The organism is Pseudoxanthomonas mexicana (assembly GCF_014397415.1).
Taxonomy (GTDB): domain Bacteria; phylum Pseudomonadota; class Gammaproteobacteria; order Xanthomonadales; family Xanthomonadaceae; genus Pseudoxanthomonas_A; species Pseudoxanthomonas_A mexicana.
In genome coordinates this window covers 3,127,811-3,146,917 of record NZ_CP060731.1, presented here as the reverse complement: position 1 = coordinate 3,146,917, position 19,107 = coordinate 3,127,811, and the positions used below count along the sequence as shown (strand labels likewise).

General features: G+C 68.4%; 17 protein-coding genes. 12 read left to right on the top strand and 5 right to left on the bottom strand.

The window, feature by feature from the left end; translation table 11 throughout:
• Positions 1-32: 32 nt before the first annotated feature.
• The 4 genes from IAE60_RS14725 (at position 33) to IAE60_RS14710 (ending at position 5,002) form a co-directional block, all read left to right on the top strand.
• Positions 33-1,142 carry a GGDEF domain-containing protein gene (locus tag IAE60_RS14725; protein WP_187572822.1) on the top strand — a complete coding sequence of 370 codons (1,110 nt, stop codon included), beginning with the start codon at positions 33-35 and terminating at the stop codon, positions 1,140-1,142.
• Positions 1,143-1,250: 108 nt separating this feature from the next.
• A complete protein-coding gene (locus tag IAE60_RS14720; protein ID WP_187572821.1) occupies positions 1,251-3,053 on the top strand; it encodes a sensor histidine kinase in 1,803 nt (600 codons plus the stop codon).
• Positions 3,050-3,490 (top strand): response regulator, encoded by a 441-nt coding sequence (locus tag IAE60_RS14715; protein WP_187572820.1) that lies wholly within the window; start codon positions 3,050-3,052, stop codon positions 3,488-3,490. The genes IAE60_RS14720 and IAE60_RS14715 overlap by 4 nt, the downstream gene beginning before the upstream one ends.
• A gap of 3 nt (positions 3,491-3,493) precedes the next feature.
• Positions 3,494-5,002 (top strand): ATP-binding protein, encoded by a 1,509-nt coding sequence (locus tag IAE60_RS14710; protein ID WP_187572819.1) that lies wholly within the window; start codon positions 3,494-3,496, stop codon positions 5,000-5,002.
• Between the two features lie 33 nt (positions 5,003-5,035).
• Here the strand turns inward: IAE60_RS14710 and IAE60_RS14705 are convergent, their stop codons facing one another.
• The 3 genes from IAE60_RS14705 to IAE60_RS14695 all read right to left on the bottom strand — a co-directional run bounded on the left by IAE60_RS14705 (position 5,036) and on the right by IAE60_RS14695 (position 6,537).
• Positions 5,036-5,353: a hypothetical protein gene (locus tag IAE60_RS14705; protein WP_185896383.1), complete on the bottom strand. Its 318-nt coding sequence runs from the start codon at positions 5,351-5,353 to the stop codon at positions 5,036-5,038.
• A gap of 82 nt (positions 5,354-5,435) precedes the next feature.
• On the bottom strand, positions 5,436-5,912 hold the full coding sequence (locus IAE60_RS14700; protein WP_187572818.1) for a hypothetical protein: 477 nt from the start codon (positions 5,910-5,912) through the stop codon (positions 5,436-5,438).
• A gap of 274 nt (positions 5,913-6,186) precedes the next feature.
• A complete protein-coding gene (locus IAE60_RS14695; protein ID WP_187572817.1) occupies positions 6,187-6,537 on the bottom strand; it encodes a hypothetical protein in 351 nt (116 codons plus the stop codon).
• 173 nt (positions 6,538-6,710) lie between these two features.
• Here IAE60_RS14695 and IAE60_RS14690 point away from each other — a divergent pair, with 173 nt between their 5' ends.
• The 4 genes from IAE60_RS14690 (at position 6,711) to IAE60_RS14675 (ending at position 12,197) form a co-directional block, all read left to right on the top strand.
• On the top strand, positions 6,711-9,131 hold the full coding sequence (locus tag IAE60_RS14690) for a DEAD/DEAH box helicase (protein WP_187572816.1): 2,421 nt from the start codon (positions 6,711-6,713) through the stop codon (positions 9,129-9,131).
• On the top strand, positions 9,128-9,997 hold the full coding sequence (locus IAE60_RS14685) for a ribonuclease H-like domain-containing protein (RefSeq protein ID WP_187572815.1): 870 nt from the start codon (positions 9,128-9,130) through the stop codon (positions 9,995-9,997). Before IAE60_RS14690 ends, IAE60_RS14685 begins: the two co-directional genes overlap by 4 nt.
• An 83-nt stretch (positions 9,998-10,080) precedes the next feature.
• Positions 10,081-10,905, top strand: coding sequence for a hypothetical protein (locus tag IAE60_RS14680; RefSeq protein WP_187572814.1), 825 nt, complete (start codon positions 10,081-10,083; stop codon positions 10,903-10,905).
• 170 nt (positions 10,906-11,075) lie between these two features.
• Positions 11,076-12,197, top strand: coding sequence for an HDOD domain-containing protein (locus IAE60_RS14675; protein WP_244966584.1), 1,122 nt, complete (start codon positions 11,076-11,078; stop codon positions 12,195-12,197).
• A gap of 218 nt (positions 12,198-12,415) precedes the next feature.
• Here the strand turns inward: IAE60_RS14675 and IAE60_RS14670 are convergent, their stop codons facing one another.
• Positions 12,416-12,844, bottom strand: coding sequence for a type II toxin-antitoxin system death-on-curing family toxin (locus tag IAE60_RS14670; RefSeq protein WP_187572813.1), 429 nt, complete (start codon positions 12,842-12,844; stop codon positions 12,416-12,418).
• 10 nt (positions 12,845-12,854) lie between these two features.
• A complete protein-coding gene (locus IAE60_RS14665; protein ID WP_162110343.1) occupies positions 12,855-13,076 on the bottom strand; it encodes an AbrB/MazE/SpoVT family DNA-binding domain-containing protein in 222 nt (73 codons plus the stop codon).
• Between the two features lie 101 nt (positions 13,077-13,177).
• On the opposite strand from IAE60_RS14665, the gene lexA reads away from it, so the two are divergent.
• Genes lexA through IAE60_RS14645 form a run of 4 tightly spaced genes read left to right on the top strand, consistent with a single transcriptional unit; the run spans position 13,178 to position 19,102 of the window.
• Entirely contained in the window at positions 13,178-13,792 is a 615-nt protein-coding gene (gene lexA, locus IAE60_RS14660) for a transcriptional repressor LexA (RefSeq protein WP_425504433.1), read from the top strand.
• A 1-nt stretch (position 13,793) separates the two neighbouring features.
• Entirely contained in the window at positions 13,794-14,420 is a 627-nt protein-coding gene (imuA, locus tag IAE60_RS14655) for a translesion DNA synthesis-associated protein ImuA (protein WP_187572811.1), read from the top strand.
• A 9-nt stretch (positions 14,421-14,429) separates the two neighbouring features.
• On the top strand, positions 14,430-15,848 hold the full coding sequence (locus tag IAE60_RS14650) for a Y-family DNA polymerase (protein ID WP_187572810.1): 1,419 nt from the start codon (positions 14,430-14,432) through the stop codon (positions 15,846-15,848).
• Positions 15,845-19,102: an error-prone DNA polymerase gene (locus tag IAE60_RS14645; RefSeq protein ID WP_187572809.1), complete on the top strand. Its 3,258-nt coding sequence runs from the start codon at positions 15,845-15,847 to the stop codon at positions 19,100-19,102. Before IAE60_RS14650 ends, IAE60_RS14645 begins: the two co-directional genes overlap by 4 nt.
• Positions 19,103-19,107: the final 5 nt, after the last annotated feature.

Sequence of the window (19,107 nt, the reverse complement as noted above, 5' to 3'; positions counted from 1 at the left end):
GTCGTACCGGTGCGCAGCCACCTGTTTCCCCCATGGCGGTGGACATTCTGCACCGCCTGCGCGGCTTCTTCGCGCGCGAGTCCACCCAGGGGCTGGATAGCGTCGAGCGGGAGGATCTGACCCAGGCCCAGCTGCGCGCCACCCGGCCGATCGTCAGCGGCGTGCTGCTGTGCGGCGCGGTGTTGCTGGCGATCATCACGGTGTTCGAGGTGGCGGGCGCCACGCCCTCGATCGGCTACCCCGGCTGGCTGCAGATGCTGATGGCCAGTGTGGTGGCCGGTTGCGCGGCCGCGGTGGCCCGTCTGCCGCAATGGCAGCACCGGCTGGTCCTGACGCTGCTGGCGACGTTGCTGTTGGGCATCTTCATGAGCATGCCGCTGCCCGGCGCGATCGGCCAGCTGGCCCTTCGTACCGGCCTGTTCCAGTTGCTGCCGCTGGCGCTGATGGCGCTGATGGTGCGTCCGGTATCGCTGCTGGCGTTCGCGCTGCTGATCGTGGCGATGGCCCAGCTGCGCATCGTGCTGTACGGCGCGCCCGGCACCGGCAGTGCGCTGTACTGGCTGTACACGCTGACCACCATCGGCTTCGGTCTGGTGCTGGCCGGCTACCGCAGCGACTTTGCGGTCTCGGCCTGGCGCATGCGCCGACGCTTGGTCCAGCAGGCCAGCACCGATCCGGTCACCGGCCTGCTCAACCGCAACGGCTGGAGCGAGCGAGCCGAAGCGGCGCATGCGCGTGCCGCCGCCGCCGGCGTGCCGCTGGCACTGGTGGTGCTGGACATCGATTTCTTCAAGCGCATCAATGACCGGCTGGGTCACGACGGCGGCGATGCCGTACTGCAACGCCTGGGCGCGATCATGCAGGCGCGTGCGGGCGTCCGCGGGTGTGCTGCACGCATCGGCGGCGAGGAGTTCGCCGTGTTGCTGGAAGGGCACGATGCGGGCTCGGCGCGGACCTTCGCCGAGTACGTGCGCGGCGAGTTCGGTGGCGAGCATGAAGGCGCGGTCACCACGCTGTCCGCCGGCGTCGCCGAGCATCGGCCCGGCGAGACCCTGCGCGAGCTGATGCGTCGCGCCGATCTCGCCCTGTATGCGGCCAAACGCGAGGGGCGTGACCGCGTGTGCGTGGCGCCCGTTTCCTGAACGGATTTTTCTTCATTCCCAATGTGACATTCCTGCGATAGCATCGTCCGACTTTCCACGCGCAGCGACTGTCGGGTCTGCTGCGCGTCCATCGGACGCCAGGGGAATATGAACGAGGATCGCACCCCGCATGCATGGGGCAAGGGACGCCTGCTGCTGCTGGGATTGGCCATCCTGTTGATCGTGGTGGGTCCGGTCATCCTGCTGCAGCGCCTGGCGCAAGACACGCAGGAAGCGGCCGACGCGGTCATCCACACGCATGAGGTGGAAGCCACCGTACTGGGGCTCGCGCTGGACGTGCGCGAAATGGAAGCGTCGGCCATGCTGATCGCGCTCGGCGCCGATCATCCGCTGGCGCGCGAACGTCTACGCAGGGGGCGCGAGTCGTTGCCGGAGCGGTTCCAGAGCCTCGCCCGCCTGACGGCGGACAATCCGGAGCAGCTGATCCGGGTGGGGCGGCTGCGCGAACTGGTCAATGCGCGCGTCGAAGTGGTCGACCAGCTGCTGCTGGCGCCGGACGCCTATCGCGCCAACGTGGTGGCGCCCCTGGCGACCCGCTTCCCGATCCGTGGCCTGCTGGACGAGATCCTCAGTGATGAGCGGGCGCTGCTGAAGCAGCGCAACAGCGAGGCCACCGAACAGCGGCAGCGCATGGAGTGGATCCGCATGATCGCCCTGGGCGCGCAGCTGCTGTTGCTGTCGCTGGTGCTGATGTCGTTGGCCCGGCAGGCGGCCCGGCGGCTGGCTGCCGAAAAGCAGACTGCGCAGGCCAGCCAGCGCGCCCTGGTGGTGCTGGATACGGTCCGCGAGCCCATCGTGCTGCTGGATGGCGAGCAGCACATCCAGATGCACAACAGCGCCTTCGCCGAACTCTACGGCATCGAGAAAGGGCACAGGGTGTCCAGCCTGGACGACCTGGGCACCGCCTGGCAGGACAAGGTGATGCGCCAGCGCCTGGACGACGTGCTGGCGCGCGGCCGGGAACTTTGGGACTACGAGCTGCAGCAGGAGACCGCCGACGGACTGCGCCGCACGGTGCTGCTGAATGCCCGCCGCATGCCGCTGCCCGAGGGCGACGACCACGCCGTGCTGGTGACCGTCAGCGACATTTCGCTGCAGAAGACCGCGCAGCAGGAGATCGCCGCGCTGAACCGCCAGCTGGAAGGCAAGGTGGAGCAGGTGTCGGAAGTGAACCGCGAACTGGAGGCGTTCAGTTATTCGGTGTCGCACGACCTGCGTGCGCCGTTGAGACACGTGGCCGGTTTTTCGGACAAGCTGGGCCGCCACCTGGGCGAGGGCATGGATGACAAGACCCGCCATTACCTGGAGGTGATCGGCGGTTCGGCCCGGCGCATGTCGCAGCTGATCGACGACCTGCTGGTGTATTCGCGGCTGGGCCGTGGCGCGCTGCGGTTGCAGGCGGTGGACATGCAGTCGCTGGTGGCCGAGGCGCGCGCCATGCTCGACGCTTCCGAACTGGGCGAGGGCCGCGCCGACCGGGTGGAGTGGCGCATCGCGCCGCTGCCCATCGTGCTGGCCGACGAGAACATGATGCGCCAGGTATGGAGCAACCTGCTCGGCAACGCCGTGAAGTACAGCAGCCAGCGCGAGCGCGCGGTCATCGACGTCGAGCACCGGCGGCAGGAGGATGGCAGCCACCTGTTCAGCGTGCGCGACAACGGTGCCGGGTTCGACATGGCATACGCCGGCAAGCTGTTCGGCGTGTTCCAGCGCCTGCACAAGGCCAGCGACTTCCCCGGTACCGGCATCGGCCTGGCCAGCGTGCGCCGCGTGCTGGGCCGCCATGGCGGCCGGATCTGGGCCGAATCGGTGCCCGACCAGGGCGCCACCTTCTTTTTCACCCTTCCCGCGGCGCTCGACGCTCCGCCTTCCCGAGAGAAAGACGCATGAGCGCCATCCGCACCATCTTGCTGGCCGAAGACAGCCTGGCCGACGCCGAAATGGCGATCGACGCGCTGCGCGAGGCCAACCTCGCCAATCCCATCGTTCACGTGGAGGATGGGGTGGAGGCGCTGGACTACCTGTTGCGCCGTGGCGCCCATGCACAGCGCGAGGAAGGCCTGCCGTCGGTGCTGCTGCTGGACATCAAGATGCCGCGCATGGACGGGCTGGAGGTGCTGAAGCACATCCGTGGCGACGAGAAGCTGAAACACCTGCCGGTGGTGATCCTGTCGTCCTCCCGCGAGGAGAGCGACCTGGCACGCAGCTGGGACCTGGGCGTGAACGCGTATGTGGTCAAGCCGGTGGACATCGACCAGTTCTTCCAGGCGGTGAAGACGCTGGGCACGTTCTGGGCCGTCATCAACGAAACACCGATCAGGGACTGAGCCGTGCCGCATTCCGGTGCCCCGCTGGGCCGCGTCCGCATCCTGCTGGTGGAAGACTCCGAGCTCGATGCGGAACTGTTGATCGAGCAACTGCTGGAGGCCGGCCTGGACGCGGAGTTCCTGCGCGTCGACGGTGCGGAGGACATGCGCGCGGCACTGGCCGGCGATCCGTTCGACCTGGTGCTGTCGGACATGGAGCTGCCGGGTTTCTCCGGCTACCAGGCCCTGGACATCCTGCGTTCGCACGACCCGCGCCTGCCGTTCGTGTTCTTCTCCGGCACCATCGGCGAGGAGGCGGCGGTCAGGGCGCTGCAGCAGGGCGCCAGCGATTACGTGCTCAAGCACACGCCGGCGCGGTTGCCGTCGGCGGTGGCGCGCGCCATCCGCGAGGCGCGCACCGAGCGCGAACGCGAGCACGCCGAGAAGGAACTGATGCGCTCGCAGCGGCTGGACTGCCTGGCCATGCTGGCCGCAGGTCTGAGCCATGACCTGCGCAACATCCTGCAGCCGCTGCTGATCGTGCCGGACCTGCTGTCCACGTACAGCGACGATCCCAAGATCCTGCGCCTGGGCGCGGTGATCTCCGAAAGCGGCAAGCGCGGCCACGAAATGGCCGATTCCATGCTCTCGTTCGTGCGCGGTTCGCGCAAGGCCAGCGAGACGATCAGCGTGGCCGCGCTGTTCAGCGCCGTGCAGCTGCTGCTGCAGGGCAGCCTGTCGCGGCAGGTCCGCCTGGTGGTGGAGCCGCCGCCGGAGGATCTGCTGATCGAGGGCAACTACACCGAGTTCCAGCAGTGCCTGATCAACCTGTGCCTCAACGGCATCCAGGCCATGGCCGAGCGCGGCGGGCAGCTGACGCTGTCGGCGACGCCCACGGTGGCCGCCGACGGCCAGGAGTACGTGGTGCTGCGCGTGTCCGACGAGGGCACGGGCATGGATGAAGCCACGCGCGGGCAGTTGTTCACGCCGTTCTTCACCACCAAGGCCAGCGGGACCGGGCTGGGCCTGATGTCCTGCAAGCGCATCGTCGAGTCGGCGCGCGGACGCATCGAGGTGCGCAGCACGCTGGGCAGTGGCACCGTGTTCGAACTGCATCTGCCGGCGCCGGTCGCCGACGAATGGGTCGGGGCCGAAGATGCCGCGTTCCTCGATGGTGGCGGACGCCGGATCCTGCTGGTCGATGGCGACGCGACGCGCCTGTCGCTGCTGGGCAATGCACTGGCCGCCCAGGGCTACGACCCGGTGATGGCGCCCGATGGCGCCAACGCGCTGCAGCAGATCGCGCGCAACGGCCTGCCTGCACTGTCGGTCATCGACGACGACATCCTGTTGCTGTCGGCCGCCGACGTGCTGGCGGTGTTGAAAGAGGCGGGCTTCGAAGGCCCCGTGGTGCGTCTGCGCGAACCCGACAGGCAGGCCGACGACCACGATTGCGCGGCGAGCGTGGTGAAGCCGGTGCAGGTGCAGGCGCTGTTCGGGGCGATCGAGCACGCCCTGGGGTTGCGCGCCTGAGGCCCCGAGGCCTGCAGGCGCGCCAAGAACCGGTCAGGCGTGGCCCACGGACGGCTTCAGCCGCTGCCAGACCGCGCGCATGATGGGTTGCGCGCGGTACCAGCCGATCGGCGTATCGGGGCAGTAGCGCTGCAGCCGGTCGCGCAGGGAAGGCGCGATCTCGTCGAAGTCGTGCCGGTGGTGCAGCAGGTAGGCGTCGTAGCCGATCTTCAGGCACTTCTCCAGGTCGCTGACGGTGGCGCCGACCACCTGGAAGGTGTCCTCATTGAGGCGCGTCTTCCAGTAGGCGAGTTCGGCATCGATGTCGACGATCTGCGCGGTGGCGTGGCGGTTGCGGGACTGGCTGGCCATGGTGAATCCCCCGTGTCGATGTGGTGGTGACGGGGAAAGTTTTTGTTCCGGGCAGTGATGCTTAAGTGAAATAAAGGGCGTTCTAACGCGGATTTAACCGTGTGGGCCCTTTTTGGTTCACGTTTGCCATGATGGCGTGAACATCGCTTCGGCGTTGCATGGCGTGGTCGAGCAGCGCGCGCTCTTCCAGCAGCGCCGGAGGCAAAGCGAACAGGGGAGGGTCTTCTTCCAGCGGGGCGTTGAGCCGTGCCCACACGCGTTCGATGATCGCCCTGGCCCAGGGCCAGTCCAGGCGGGTGCCACGCACGATGGCGGCGTCGTAACGCGCGGGGAGCGTGGGCAGGAGTTCGTGCAGCGAGCGTCTGCGCGAGAGCAGGTAGGTGTCGTACGCGAACTTGAGTGTAGGCACGTAGCAGCGGAAAGGCGTGCCGGGCCGGTGGAAGGGCTGGCACGCGAAGGTGTCCTCCCAGAAACGCAGTTCGGACTGGATGTCGATCACAGCGCAAGGCATGGTGGTGTCCGTCCAGGCGTGAGCGAACGGATCGGGCAGGCGGGGCATGGGCTTCCCTCCATGGCGCAAGACCTGGCCGAGGGTGCACCCGTGGGATGAAATGCGGCTTGCAATGCCATGACAGCCGCCTGCGTCTGCCCTTCGCGGCAGCGGATGCTGTCGCAAGGCCCCCTGTGGCAACGCGTCACCCTTCCTCCCCAAGGAGGCGCGTGGTCAACGCCCTTGCCGGTTCTTGTCGTTGTTTTCGCCCCTGCGCCAAGGAACACGACCGTCCGCACGACGAACGGCCAACCGTTCGTCGTCCCGTCGTGCGCGGCCCAGGTCAATGCGCTCGGGCCGCGACCGGATCGTGTTCGTCCAGCCAGCGCCAGGCTTCCCGGAGCAGCGTACGTGCGACAGGCCAATCCGGACCGGCTTCGCCGCGCAGGCGGTCCCAGTGGTCCTCCAGACGCAGCTCGGTGTCGAGGTCGAGCGCGCCCGCATGCTCGGCGTAGGACGCGGCGGCGAACGCGTACGCCCGGCAGGCATCTTCCCAGCCCACATCCGGGTGCAGGCGCCGGCGCCGGCCATAGTCGTAGGCCATGAAGGCGGCGAACTCATCATCCTGCAGAACGGGGGAGCGGGACACCTGCCGCAGCGTGTCCAGATGTGCGTGGTAGAGGTGGGGGTCCATGCAGATTCTCCGGTTATGCCGGCAGTGGTATCGCGCCAACCGTTACCCAAGGGTGAGAAATCTCTTCAAAGGCCGATCACAAAGCTGAGGCGGGGACATCCGATCAGCCGGCGGTCAGTCTCAGGTGTTGAGACGCATGCGGCGTCATATACGCCGCTCCACGAGAGCCCGACATGCCCGCCCAGACCGCGCTTATCCGACGCCAGGCCGACGAGGCCGCACTGCTCCCCGCACGTCATGCCGATGGGCGCGCGCTGGCCGAACGGCTGGCGGGCAAGTACCGCGACCGCGTCACCGGGCAGTTCGTCCTTCCTGCGCGGGAAGGACGCTACGAGGCGCTGCCGGACGATCTGCCGGCAGCACTGGCCATGGCCCTGCGCAGCCGCGGCATCGAACGCCTGTATTCGCACCAGGCCGAGGCGTGGCGGCATGCACAGGGCGGCGATCACCTGGCGGTGGTCACGCCCACGGCCTCCGGCAAGTCGCTGTGCTACACGTTGCCGGTGGTCGCCTCGGCCCTGTCGCGCAAGGGCAAGGCGCTGTACCTGTTCCCGACCAAGGCGCTGGCGCAGGACCAGGTGGCCGAGCTGCTGGATCTGAGCAAGGCCGGCGACCTGGGTCTGAAGGCCTTCACCTTCGACGGCGACACCCCGGGCGATGCCCGCCAGGCCATCCGCCTGCATGGCGACATCGTGGTCAGCAACCCGGACATGCTGCACCAGGCCATCCTGCCGCACCACACCAAGTGGGCGCAGTTCTTCGAGAACCTGCGCTACGTGGTGATCGACGAAGTGCATACGTATCGTGGCGTGTTCGGCAGCCACGTCGCCAACGTGCTGCGGCGGTTGAAGCGGGTCTGCGCGTTCTACGGCGCCACCCCGCAGTTCATCGTCTGCTCGGCCACCATCGGCAATCCGCAGGCGCACGCGGAGGCGCTGCTGGAACTGCCGGTGCACGCGATCACCGAGTCCGGAGCGCCGGTGGGCGAGAAGCATGTGCTGTTGTGGAATCCGCCGGTGGTCAATCCCGACCTGGGCCTGCGCGCGTCGGCCCGCTCGCAGAGCAACCGCATCGCAAGGCTGGCGATCAAGGCCGGACTGAAGACGCTGGTGTTCGCCCAGTCGCGCACCATGGTCGAGGTGCTGACCAAGTACCTGAAGGACGTGTTCGACAGCGATCCGCGACTGCCGGCACGCATACGCGCCTACCGCGGCGGCTACCTGCCCACCGAACGGCGCGAGGCCGAGCGCGCGATGCGCGACGGGCGCGTGGACGGGATCGTCTCCACCTCGGCGCTGGAACTCGGCGTGGACATCGGCAGCCTGGATGCGGTGGTGCTGAACGGTTATCCGGGCTCCATCGCGGCGACGTGGCAGCGTTTCGGACGCGCCGGGCGACGACAGCAGGCATCGCTGGGCATCCTGGTGGCCAGTTCGCAGCCATTGGACCAGTACGTGGTGCGGCATCCCGAGTTCTTCGCCGACAGCCCGCCGGAGCATGCGCGCATCGCGCCGGACCAGCCGATGATCCTGCTGGACCACGTGCGCTGCGCCGCGTTCGAACTGCCGTTCCTCGCCGGAGAACCGTTCGGGCCGGTCGATCCGACGCCCTACCTGCAGCTGCTGGACGAGGACAGCGTGGTGCATCGCGAAGGCGACCGTTACGAGTGGATCGCCGACAGCTATCCGGCCAATGCGGTCAGCCTGCGCTCGGTGGCCGACGGCAACTTCGTCGTGGTGGACCGCACCGATGGCCGCCAGGTGATCATCGCCGAGGTCGATTTCAGCGGCGTGCCGTTGACGCTGTACGAGGGGGCCATCCACATGATCCAGTCCACGCCCTACCAGGTGGAGCGGCTGGACTGGGAAGGGCGCAAGGCCTATGTCACCCGCACCCACGTGGACTACTACACCGATGCCATCGACTACACCAAGCTCAAGGTGCTGGAGCGCTTCGATGGCTGCATCGCCGGGCAGGGTACCTGCCACCACGGCGAGGTGCACGTGGTACGGCGGGTGGCCGGATACAAGAAGATCCGCTACTACACCCACGAGAACATCGGCTATGGCCCGGTGAACCTGCCCGACCAGGAGATGCATACCACCAGCGTGTGGTGGCAACTGCCGCCGGCGCTGCTGGAATCGGCTTTCGAGTCGAGACAGGACGCGCTGGACGGCTTCCTCGGTGCAGCGTACGCACTGCACATCGCCGCCACCGTCGCCGTGATGGCCGAAGGGCGCGACCTGCAGAAGGCGGTGGGCGATGGCGACGGTGCCTGGTTCGCCCTGCCGGATGCACAGGGGCGTGGCCAGTTGCGCGGCACCGAAAGCCAGGTGCTGTCGCCGGTGTCGGGGGACCGTTTCATCCCCACCGCGTACCTGTACGACAACTATCCCGGCGGCATCGGCCTGAGCGAGCCGTTGTGGCGACGGCAGCGCGAACTGGTGCAGCGCGCCGCGCAACTGGTCTCGGCCTGCGACTGCCGGGCAGGGTGCCCGGCCTGTGTCGGTCCGGTGCTGGCCAACGACGAGGACGCCGAAACCACGCCGCGTACGTTGGCGGCACGTGTGCTGCAGCTGCTGGATGCCGCATGAGCGTCAGCCTGGAGAAACTGCAGCGGCTGCGTCGCCAGGCCGGGCACGGCAGCGGCGTGTCGCCGTCCGCGCCGTTGCCGCCGGCGCATGACCCGTTGCCGGCACTGCGTCGCATGCTGGGCATCCGCGAGCGCTCGCAACCTTCCGTTCCCGCGCGCGCCTGCGATCGCGCGCTGCCGGGCGACGAGATCGCTCCGGGTCTGCTGCGACTGGAGCAGGTCCTGGCGTTCGACGGGGTTGCGACGCAGGTCGACGGTACGTTCGCCCGGACAGGCGTGCTGCCCACGGCCAACATGCTGTTTTTCGATACCGAGACCACCGGACTGTCCGGCGGCACGGGCACGCGCGCCTTCATGGTGGGGGCGTCGGATTTCGTGCCCGGCGGCCTGCGCGTGCGCCAACTGCTGATCACCCACCTGTCGGCCGAGCCGGCGATGCTGCGCGAATTCTCGCGCTGGCTGGCGGAGGACACGCGCCTGGTCAGCTACAACGGCCGCTGCTACGACGCGCCGCTGCTGGCCGCACGCTATCGGCTGGCGCGGCAGGGCTCGCCGCTGGCCGGCATCGAGCACCTCGACCTGCTGTTCCCCACGCGCCGCCGCTACCGCGGCATCTGGGAGAACTGCCGGTTGGCGACCATCGAACGCCGCGCGCTCGGTATCGTGCGCGAAGACGACCTCCCCGGTTCGGAAGCGCCCGGCGCGTGGCTGCAGTACCTGCGCGGCGGCGATGCCGGCCTGCTGCGGCGGGTGCTGCAGCACAACTTCCAGGACGTGGTGACGCTGGCGCACCTGCTGCTGCATCTTGCGCAGCCGGCGAGTGGGGGAACGGAAACGCAGCCGCCGTTCGCCCGCGATCCACCTTGACCGTCCCTGGCCTCCGGCGGATGCTGGCCGGGTCGGGCTGCCGATGATGACGTACCCCCTGTTCTCCGCACAGGAGCCGTCCCATGCACCGTATCGCTGTCCTCGGGCTGCTGGTCTGCGCAGGCCTGCCATCCCCTGTCCTTGCGCAGGACACGCTTCCTGCAGTGGATCGCTTCTATCTGGCGGCGGGGCGCTACCCGGCCGACCACGACCTGGACACGCGGTGGGACGCCAGCGATGGTTCGCTCGGCACAAACGTCAATTTCCAGCGTGACCTGGGATTCGTCGACCGGCAGGATGCATTGGCATGGCGCATCGGCGGAAGTTTCGGCCAGGCGCGCCATCACGCGCTGGATGCGTTCGGTTACGACTACAAGGACGCCAGCGCGCGCTTCCTGGATCGCGATCTGGAGATCGGCGACAGCACGTACCCGGTCGATGCCGCCTTCACCGGCCGACTGGACCTGGATGTCACCGGTGTGTCATACACCTGGATGTTCCTGCAGGACGGCAAGCGTGCCTTCGGCATCGGCCTGGGCGCGATGCGCTACGACATCGTCGCCGACCTGGATGCGGCGGCCACCGTCGGCGGCACACCGGTGGCGTACGCGAACGACCTGTCCGAAGACGCCTGGGCGCCGATGCTGCGTGCGCAGTACGCCCATGTGCTGTCCGCGCGATGGCGCTGGGGTGCGTCTCTGGCCTATACGCGCAAGAACGGCGGCAACGTCACTGGCGATGCGATGGATGCGCAGGTGGAACTGGAGTACTTCCCATGGGAGCGCTTCGGGTTTTCGCTGCGCTACAACTACAACCACGTGGATCTCGATTTCACACGCTCCCGTTTCGACGGCAATCTGAATCTCGACAACCGGGGGCCGCAGTTGTTGGGCAAGCTGCGCTTCTGAAGGGTCGCATGTCGGGGATCCACCGACAGCGGAGTGTGAAGGACTGCGCATTCCCCGCATCGCGCCTCAAGAATGCGCCGTCGCGGCCGACACCCTTGCTAGATTTCATCCGGTCCGTGTCCTGCGAGCAGGGCGCGTGTTGAAGGTTGCACGAAACAAGGGGAAGTGCTTTGCGCATTCTGTACGTTGGCGATACCGCCTGCCTGCCTGACGATCTGTCCGATTACATCGGCGACATGGGAGACGAGTGGACCGTGGAAACGGTGGCCGACGGCAAGTCGGCGATGTTCGCGGTGGCCAACGGCCCGGTCGACGTGGTGATGGTGGGGCCCGCGCTGGCCGACCTGCCGCCGGCCACGCTGCTGGGGCAGATCCGCACGCTGCGTCCCGAGACCATCCGCATCGCGCTGCTGGAAGGCAGCAATGACAGCCTGGCCGCCCCGATCAAGCTGATCGGCGTGGCGCACCGCTTCCTGCCGCTGCCGCTGTCGTCGGAAACCGTGCTGGAGGCGATCCACAGCCTGGAAGAACTGCGCGACCTGCTGGACAGTCCACGCCTGCGCCGCGCCATCGGCCGGGTCGAACACCTGCCGTCGCCGCCACACCTGTACTTCGCGCTGACCCGCGCGCTGGAAGAGGATGAAGGCACGGCCAACGACATCGCCAAGCTGGTGGCGGGCGATCCGGCCATCGCCGCCAAGGTGCTGCAGCTGTGCAACTCGGCCTACTTCTCCAACGGGCGCGCGATCACCGACTTGCGCGCGGCCGTCACGCGGCTGGGCCTGGGCACGCTGCGCGACCTGGTGCTGGCCAGTGAAGTCTTCTCGATGAAGACCGCCTCCAGCGTGGACCGCACCGCCCTGCAGCACCGCGCGCTGCTGGCCTCGCGCCTGGCCGCGAAGATCCTGCCGCGCACCAGTTCCGAACTCGGCGCCACGGCGGCACTGCTGGCCGACATCGGCCTGCTGCTGCCGGGCGTGCGCGACGAGCGCGACACGCCGGTGGCCGAAGACGACGACCGCCCGGGTCACACCGAAGCCGGCGCCTACCTGCTGGGCCTGTGGGGCCTGCCGATGCCCATCGTCGAGGCGGTGGCGTTCCATCGCCAGCCGCAGCGCTCCAGCCTGCGCAGCTTCTGGGTGCCCGGTGCCGTGCATGTGGCCGGCGCACTGGCCAGCAACGAGCCGGTGGACGAGAGCTACCTGAAGTCGCTGGGCGTGCTGGACCAGCTGCCCAGCTGGCGCCAGATGGCCGAGACCATGGTCGAGCGCGCTGAGGAACAGGCCGCCTGACGCTTCATCCGCGAAAGGAAAAGCAACGGCAGGATGGGTCCCAGCTTTCGCTGGGACGACGGGGCTGGCGTATCCGAATCCGTGCGGTCACCGCCTAGCCGTCATTCCAGCGCAAGCTGGAATCCATTGCCCCAGGGGATGACTCTCCTTCCGTATGTTGGAAGGCAAAGGCAAAGTGGGTCCCCGCTTTCGCTGGGACGACGGTGAGTGCGTCGACGTCAGGGACGGTAGGCGGGAGAGGGTTCCTGCACCTTGCCTGGAGCCTTTGCGATGATCCGCGGGCGTAGCCATGCGGCGAAGTCGGCTTCGCCGAGACTGCCTTCCGACAGGCCCAGATATAGCGGATAGAGCTCGTGGTCTTCCGCCGACAACGTGGCGCCATTGAGCACGAGGAAGACTTCGCAGGCCACGGCCGCCATGCGCTTGTTGCCGTCCACGAAAGGATGGTTTCGCGCCAGGCCGAAGGCCGTGGCGGCCGCCAGATCGGCCAGATCCGGTGTGGGTTGCCCGTAGGTGTGCAGCTGCCTAGGACGCGCGAGCGCTGATTCCAGCAAGCCCTCGTCGCGGATGCCGGTCGCGCCGCCATGCTCGGCCAATTGCCGGTCATGGATGGCCAAGGCCAAGGCCCGGCTGATCCAGACGATCATCCAGGCTGCTTCATTGGGCCAGCTTGTGAAGCAAGGTGCGGCGGCTGCGCATCACCTGCTCGGCCACCTCCATCTGCTCGGCGAGGGTGGGGTCGTAGACCGTCAGGCGGATGCCGTCGGGGGTCTCGAGCGCGTGGAGTTCATCGCCTTTTTCCAGGCGGAGGCGTGCCAGGAGATCCTTGGGCAGGATGACGCCGGCAGAGTTGCCGACCGTGGTGATCTTGAGCTTCATGGTCGCCTCCTTGGCGTTATAACCATGGTTATATTGAGGCGTATGGGGCTGGGAGGCAAGCCGCACGTCTTTCTCGCCATGTGAGACCTGAGGGTGTACAAATGTACACCATGAGCCCCGTCGACCTGCCTCCCCAACGTGCCGCCGTCCTGGCCTTCCTGCGCCGGGAGCTGGCGGCCGGACGCGCGCCCAGTCTGGCGGACATTGCCGGGGCCTTCGGCTTCGCTTCGCGCAATGCCGCGCAGAAGCATGTGCAGGCGCTGGTCGCCGACGGACTGCTGGAGCAGGCCCCGGGCCAGAAGCGTAGCCTGCGCCTGCCGGGCGGCATGGCGGACCTGCTGCCGCTGCCGGTATTGGGGCGTGTGGCCGCGGGCCAGCCGATCGGGGCCGACATCGGCCTGGACGAGCAGTTGTGGCTGGACCGCCGGCTGTTCTCGCCGCAGCCGGATTACCTGCTGAAGGTGCAGGGCGATTCGATGATCGACGACGGCATCGTCGATGGGGACCTGGTCGGCGTGCACCGCACGCCGGAGGCGCGCGACGGCCAGACCGTCGTCGCGCGCATTGATGGTGAGCTGACCATCAAGCGCCTGCAGCGCGAACGCCGCCGCATCCGCCTGTTGCCGCGCAATCCCGCGCACGCGCCCATCGAGGTGCAGTCGGGGCAGGACTTCGCCATCGAAGGCGTGTACTGCGGCCTGGTGCGCCGGGGTTGAGATGGGTGCCGTCGTCGCCCTCGATACGCTGCTGGCCGCGCGCACGCTGTGGCACGCGGGCCGCAGTGCGGCGATCGCCGCCGATGGCGAACCCACCGGGCATGCCGCGCTGGACGCGCTGCTGCCGCAAGGCGGCTGGCCCCGCCGCGCCCTGACCGAACTGCTGCTGCCCGCCGACGGCGTGGGCGAACTGGCGCTGCTGTTGCCGACGCTGGCGCGTCTGACCCAGGCCGGCAGCGCCGTGGCGGTGATCGCGCCGCCCTACATTCCGTATGCGCCCGCGTGGCAGGCCGCCGGCGTGGATCTGGCGCTGCTGGAAATCGTGGAAGCCGCGCCGCGCGATGCATTGTGGGCTTTCGAACAATGCCTGCGCAGTGGTGCCTGTGCCGCCGTGCTCGGCTGGCCGCTCCACGCCGACGGGCCGGCGCTGCGCCGGCTGCAGGTGGCGGCCGACAGTGGCGAATGCCTGGGCTTCGCACTGCGCGACCGTCGCCATGCGGCCAATCCCTCGGCGGCCGCGCTGCGCGTGGAAGCCACCCGCGATGCGCAGGGCGGTACGCAATGGCGGGTGCGCAAATGCCGGGGTGGTCCGGCACCTGCGCAACCCTTCGCACTGGTCGCGCATTGAGGCCTACCGATGCTCTGGGCCTGTGTACTGCTGCCGCAGCTGGCGCTGGACGCCGTCCTACGGCGTTTGCCTGATCCCGACGCACCGCTGGCACTGGTCGGCGGCGCCGTGCAGTTGCGTACCCTGCAGGCGGTGAATGCATCGGCCGCGCAGGCGGGCCTGCGGGCGGGCATGCGGCTCACCGCTGCGCACGCGCTGCTGCCGGAGTTCGCGATGGTCGAATACGACCCCTCGGCCGAAGCGCGCTGGCAGCGCTTCCTCGCCGCCTGGGCGTACCGCCACAGTTCGCTGGTCAGCGCGCAGTGGCCGGGCTGCCTGGTGCTGGAGGTGCGCGCCAGCTTCCGCCTGCTGGGGCCCTGGCCGCGCATCGAGGCGCGGTTGCGCGAGGAGCTCGGTCTGCTGGGTTTCCAGCATCGTCTCGCGTTGGCGCCCACGCCGCGCGCGGCGCATGTGTTCGCCGGCCTGCGCGATGGCCTGGCGGTGATGCAGCCGGCAGCGATGATCGAGATGCTGGACCGCGTGCCGGTGCGGCGCGCCCGCCTGCCGGACGACGCCGGCGAACGCCTGCACCGCATGGGCATCCGCGACCTGCGCACGCTGCGCGGGCTGCCACGCGACAGCCTGCGCCGCCGTTTCGGCCTGCCAGTGCTCGACCACCTGGATCGCCTGTACGGCCAGGCCGACGACGCGCTGGCGTACTACGCGCCGCCGGATCACTTCGATGCGCGCATCGAACTCGGCTACGAAGTCGAGAGCCACATGGCGCTGCTGTTCCCGCTGCGCCGGCTCATCGGCGACCTGTGCACCTACCTGTCCATCCGTGACGGTGGTGTGCAGCGCTTCGTGCTGCGACTGGAGCATGAAGAGGGCCACACCGATGTCGAGGTGGGGCTGCTGGCGCCCGAGCGCGAGCCGGCCATGCTGTTCGAACTGACCCGCAACCGCCTGGAGCGCGTGCAGATCGCGCAGCCGGTGGTGGGTGTGCGCCTGCTGGCGCGCAAACTGCCGCCGTTCGTGCCGGCCGCGCGCGATCTGTTCGATACGCGACCGCAACAGCAACTGCCGTGGCCGCAGCTGCGCGAACGCCTGCGCGCGCGCCTGGGCGACGAGGCGGTGCACCGCGTGGCACCGGCCGGCGATCCACGCCCGGAACGCGCCTGGCGACGCGTGCTGGGCGATGGCGGGCGCATCGAGCAGGCGCCCCTGCGTCCACCACGCCCGACCTGGTTGCTGCCGCACCCGGTGCCCCTGCGCGATCCGCACCCGCGCATCGTCTCCGGCCCCGAACGGCTGGAAAGCGGCTGGTGGGACGGCGAGGACGCGCGCCGCGATTACTACGTGCTCGAGACTTCGCAAGGCCAACGCGCCTGGGCCTTCACGCCGCCGGGCGAGCAGGGCGGCTGGATGCTGCATGGGTGGTTCGCGTGAGCTGGGACGATGCGGTGGACGGCGTCGACCGCGACACGCCCGGCGGTCGCCCGCCCCGCGCTTGGGAGGTGGCGCAGCGGTTGCGCCGGCATGCCGCGGCCAACGACGACGGCCCACAGGAAGATGCCTGGCCGGCCTATGCGGAACTGCATTGCCTGTCGGATTTCTCGTTCCTGCGCGGCGCGGCCAGTGCGGAGGAATTGTTCGAGCGCGCACGCGATCTCGGTTATGAAGCGCTCGCGATCACCGACGAATGCTCGCTGGCCGGCATCGTGCGCGGTTGGGAGGCGTCGCGCGCGACGGAGGTGCCCCTCGTCGTCGGCAGCGAGTTCACCCTGGCGTGTGGACTGAAGTGCGTGCTGCTGGTGGAAACCACGGCCGGCTACACGCGGCTGTGCGAACTGATCACCACCGCCCGGCGCGCCGTCGACAAGAAGGGCTACCGGCTCATGCGGCAGGACGTGGAGCGCCTCTTGTCCGACGTCGATCCTGCCGTCTGCGGCCTGTTCGCGCTCTGGCTGCCGGCACGCGAGATCGACGAAACGCAGGGGCGATGGCTGCAGTCGGTGTTCGGCGATCGCGCGCACATGGCGGTCGAACTGCACCGTGAGCAGGACGATGCCGCTCGACTCGCGCGCCTGCTCGAGTCCGCCGCGCGCCTTGCCATGGTGCCGGTGGCGGCCGGCGACGTGCACATGGACGTGCGGCGCCGTCGCGCGCTGCAGGACACGATGACGGCGATCCGCCATGCCACACCGCTGGCCGAATGCGGCGAGCACCTCTTCCGCAACGGCGAACGCCACCTGCGCACGCGACGGGCGCTGGGCAACATCTATCCGCGTGCCCTGATCGATGCCACGGTGGTGCTGGCGCAGCGTTGCAGGTTCGACCTCAAGCGCGACATCCACTACCGCTATCCGGCCGAACTGGTGCCGGCGGGCCACACGCCCACCACATGGCTGCGCGAACTCACGGAACGCGGCATGCGCGAGCGCTGGCCGGAGGGCGTGCCGGATTCAGTAGTGGATCAGATCGACGGCGAACTCGCGCTGATCGAAGAGCTCCAGTACGAGGCGTTCTTCCTCACGGTGTGGGACATCGTGCGGTTTGCCAAGGAACAGAACATCCTCTGCCAGGGACGGGGTTCATCGGCGAATTCCGCGGTCTGCTTCGCACTGGGCATCACCGTGGTCAATCCCGCCGAAAGCCGCCTGCTGATGGCCCGATTCCTGTCGAAGGATCGCGGCGAACCGCCGGACATCGACGTCGATTTCGAGCACGAACGCCGCGAGGAAGTGCTGCAGTACGTCTACACCAAGTACGGCCGCCGCCGTGCCGCGCTGGCCGCCACGGTGATCCGTTACCGCGGCAAGAGCGCGGTGCGCGACGTGGCCAAGGCGTTCGGCCTGCCGCCGGACCAGATCGCACTGCTGGCCGACTGCTATGGCTGGGGCAACGGCGAGGCGCCGATGGAGCAGCGCCTGCGCGAGGCGGGTTTCGACCCGGAAAATCCGCTGATCCGGCGCGTGCTGGCGGTGACCGACCAGCTGCGCGACCACCCGCGGCATCTTTCGCAGCACGTGGGCGGCTTCGTGATCGGCGATGCGCCGCTGTCCACGGTAGTGCCTGTCGAGAACGCGTCGATGGACGAGCGCACCATCATCCAGTGGGACAAGGACGATCTGGAGACGATGGGGTTGCTCAAGGTCGACTGCCTGGCGCTGGGCATGCTGACCTGCATCAGGAAGGCGGTGGACCTGATAGACAAGCACCGGGGATTCCGTCTGGATCTTGCGCGCCTGCCGAACGATGACGAGGCGACCTTCCAGATGATCCAGGCCGCCGACACCGTGGGCGTTTTCCAGATCGAATCCCGCGCGCAGATGAGCATGCTGCCGCGATTGAAGCCGAAGGAATACTACGACCTGGTGGTGGAAGTGGCCATCGTGCGACCCGGCCCGATCCAGGGTGGCATGGTGCATCCCTACCTGCGCCGCCGGCAGGGCAAGGATCCGGTGACGTATCCGTCGGAAGGGGTGAAGGAGATCCTAGGGAAAACGCTCGGCATCCCGTTGTTCCAGGAGCAGGTGATGGAACTGGTGATCCATGCCGGCTATACGCCTTCGCAGGCCGATGGGCTTCGTCGCTCGATGGCGGCCTGGAAGCGCGGTGGCGACATGGAGCCGCATCGCCTGCGCATCCGCGAGCTGATGCTGAAGAAACACTATTCCCCGGAGTTCATCGATCAGATTTTCGAGCAGATCAAGGGCTTCGGTTCCTACGGCTTCCCGCAGAGCCATGCCGCCTCCTTCGCCAAGCTGGTCTACATCAGCTGCTGGCTGAAACGGCACGAGCCGGCCGCCTTCGCCTGCGCGCTGCTCAATGCGCAACCGATGGGCTTCTACTCGCCCAGCCAGATCGTGCAGGACGCGCGACGCGGGCAGGGCGGGCGTGTGTCCATCGATGTCCTGCCCGTCGATGTCGCCGTCAGCGACTGGGACAATACGCTGGAAGGCGGGCATGTGCGCCGCGGGGTCGACGACGGCGGACAACCCTCGCTGCGGCTCGGCTTCCGGCAGGTGGGCGGACTGTCGGAAGACGCCGGCAAGGCGATCATGGCCGCGCGCGCGCAACGCCCCTTCGCCGATGTCCGTGATCTCTGCCAGCGTGCCAGGCTCGACGAGAAGGCGCGCACTGCCCTGGCCGAAGCGGGCGCGTTGCAGTCGCTGGCCGGACATCGCCATGCCGCGCGCTGGACGGTCGCCGGCATCGAGCGGCAGCGCCCGCTGCTGCCCGGCAGCCCGGACGAGGAGGCGATCGTCCTGCCTGCGCCGACGGTGGGGGAGGACGTGACCTCGGATTACCGCATGACCGGGCTGACGCTGGGCGCGCATCCGCTGTCGTTGCTGCGCGAACGCCTGCGGCGGCAACGCGTGGTCGATTCACGACAACTGCGCGGGTTGCCGCATGGGCGGGGCGCATTCGCGGCCGGCATCGTCACCCAGCGGCAACGGCCGGCGACGGCGAAGGGCACCATCTTCGTGACCCTGGAGGACGAGCACGGCATGGTCAACGTGGTGGTGTGGTCGCACGTGGCGCTGCGCGACCGCAAGGCCCTGCTGGGCGCGCGCCTGATGGCGGTACGCGGCCGTTGGGAACAGGTGGACGGCGTCTCCCACCTGATCGCACGCCGGCTGGAGGATTTCAGTCACCTGCTGGGCGAGATCCAGCCCGGCTCCCGTGACTTCCACTGACCTGC

Bases quoted from the DNA above. Each gene is read 5' to 3' on its own strand.
- IAE60_RS14720 (WP_187572821.1), top strand. From the start codon at position 1,251: ATGAACGAGGATCGCACCCCGCATGCATGGGGCAAGGGACGCCTGCTG.
- IAE60_RS14705 (WP_185896383.1), bottom strand. From the start codon at position 5,353: ATGGCCAGCCAGTCCCGCAACCGCCACGCCACCGCGCAGATCGTCGAC.
- IAE60_RS14650 (WP_187572810.1), top strand. From the start codon at position 14,430: ATGCTCTGGGCCTGTGTACTGCTGCCGCAGCTGGCGCTGGACGCCGTC.
- IAE60_RS14680 (WP_187572814.1), top strand. From the start codon at position 10,081: ATGCACCGTATCGCTGTCCTCGGGCTGCTGGTCTGCGCAGGCCTGCCA.
- IAE60_RS14725 (WP_187572822.1), top strand. From the start codon at position 33: ATGGCGGTGGACATTCTGCACCGCCTGCGCGGCTTCTTCGCGCGCGAG.
- IAE60_RS14690 (WP_187572816.1), top strand. From the start codon at position 6,711: ATGCCCGCCCAGACCGCGCTTATCCGACGCCAGGCCGACGAGGCCGCA.
- IAE60_RS14685 (WP_187572815.1), top strand. From the start codon at position 9,128: ATGAGCGTCAGCCTGGAGAAACTGCAGCGGCTGCGTCGCCAGGCCGGG.
- imuA (WP_187572811.1), top strand. From the start codon at position 13,794: ATGGGTGCCGTCGTCGCCCTCGATACGCTGCTGGCCGCGCGCACGCTG.
- IAE60_RS14695 (WP_187572817.1), bottom strand. From the start codon at position 6,537: ATGGACCCCCACCTCTACCACGCACATCTGGACACGCTGCGGCAGGTG.
- IAE60_RS14700 (WP_187572818.1), bottom strand. From the start codon at position 5,912: ATGCCCCGCCTGCCCGATCCGTTCGCTCACGCCTGGACGGACACCACC.
- IAE60_RS14670 (WP_187572813.1), bottom strand. From the start codon at position 12,844: ATGATCGTCTGGATCAGCCGGGCCTTGGCCTTGGCCATCCATGACCGG.
- lexA (WP_425504433.1), top strand. From the start codon at position 13,178: ATGTACACCATGAGCCCCGTCGACCTGCCTCCCCAACGTGCCGCCGTC.
- IAE60_RS14715 (WP_187572820.1), top strand. From the start codon at position 3,050: ATGAGCGCCATCCGCACCATCTTGCTGGCCGAAGACAGCCTGGCCGAC.
- IAE60_RS14665 (WP_162110343.1), bottom strand. From the start codon at position 13,076: ATGAAGCTCAAGATCACCACGGTCGGCAACTCTGCCGGCGTCATCCTG.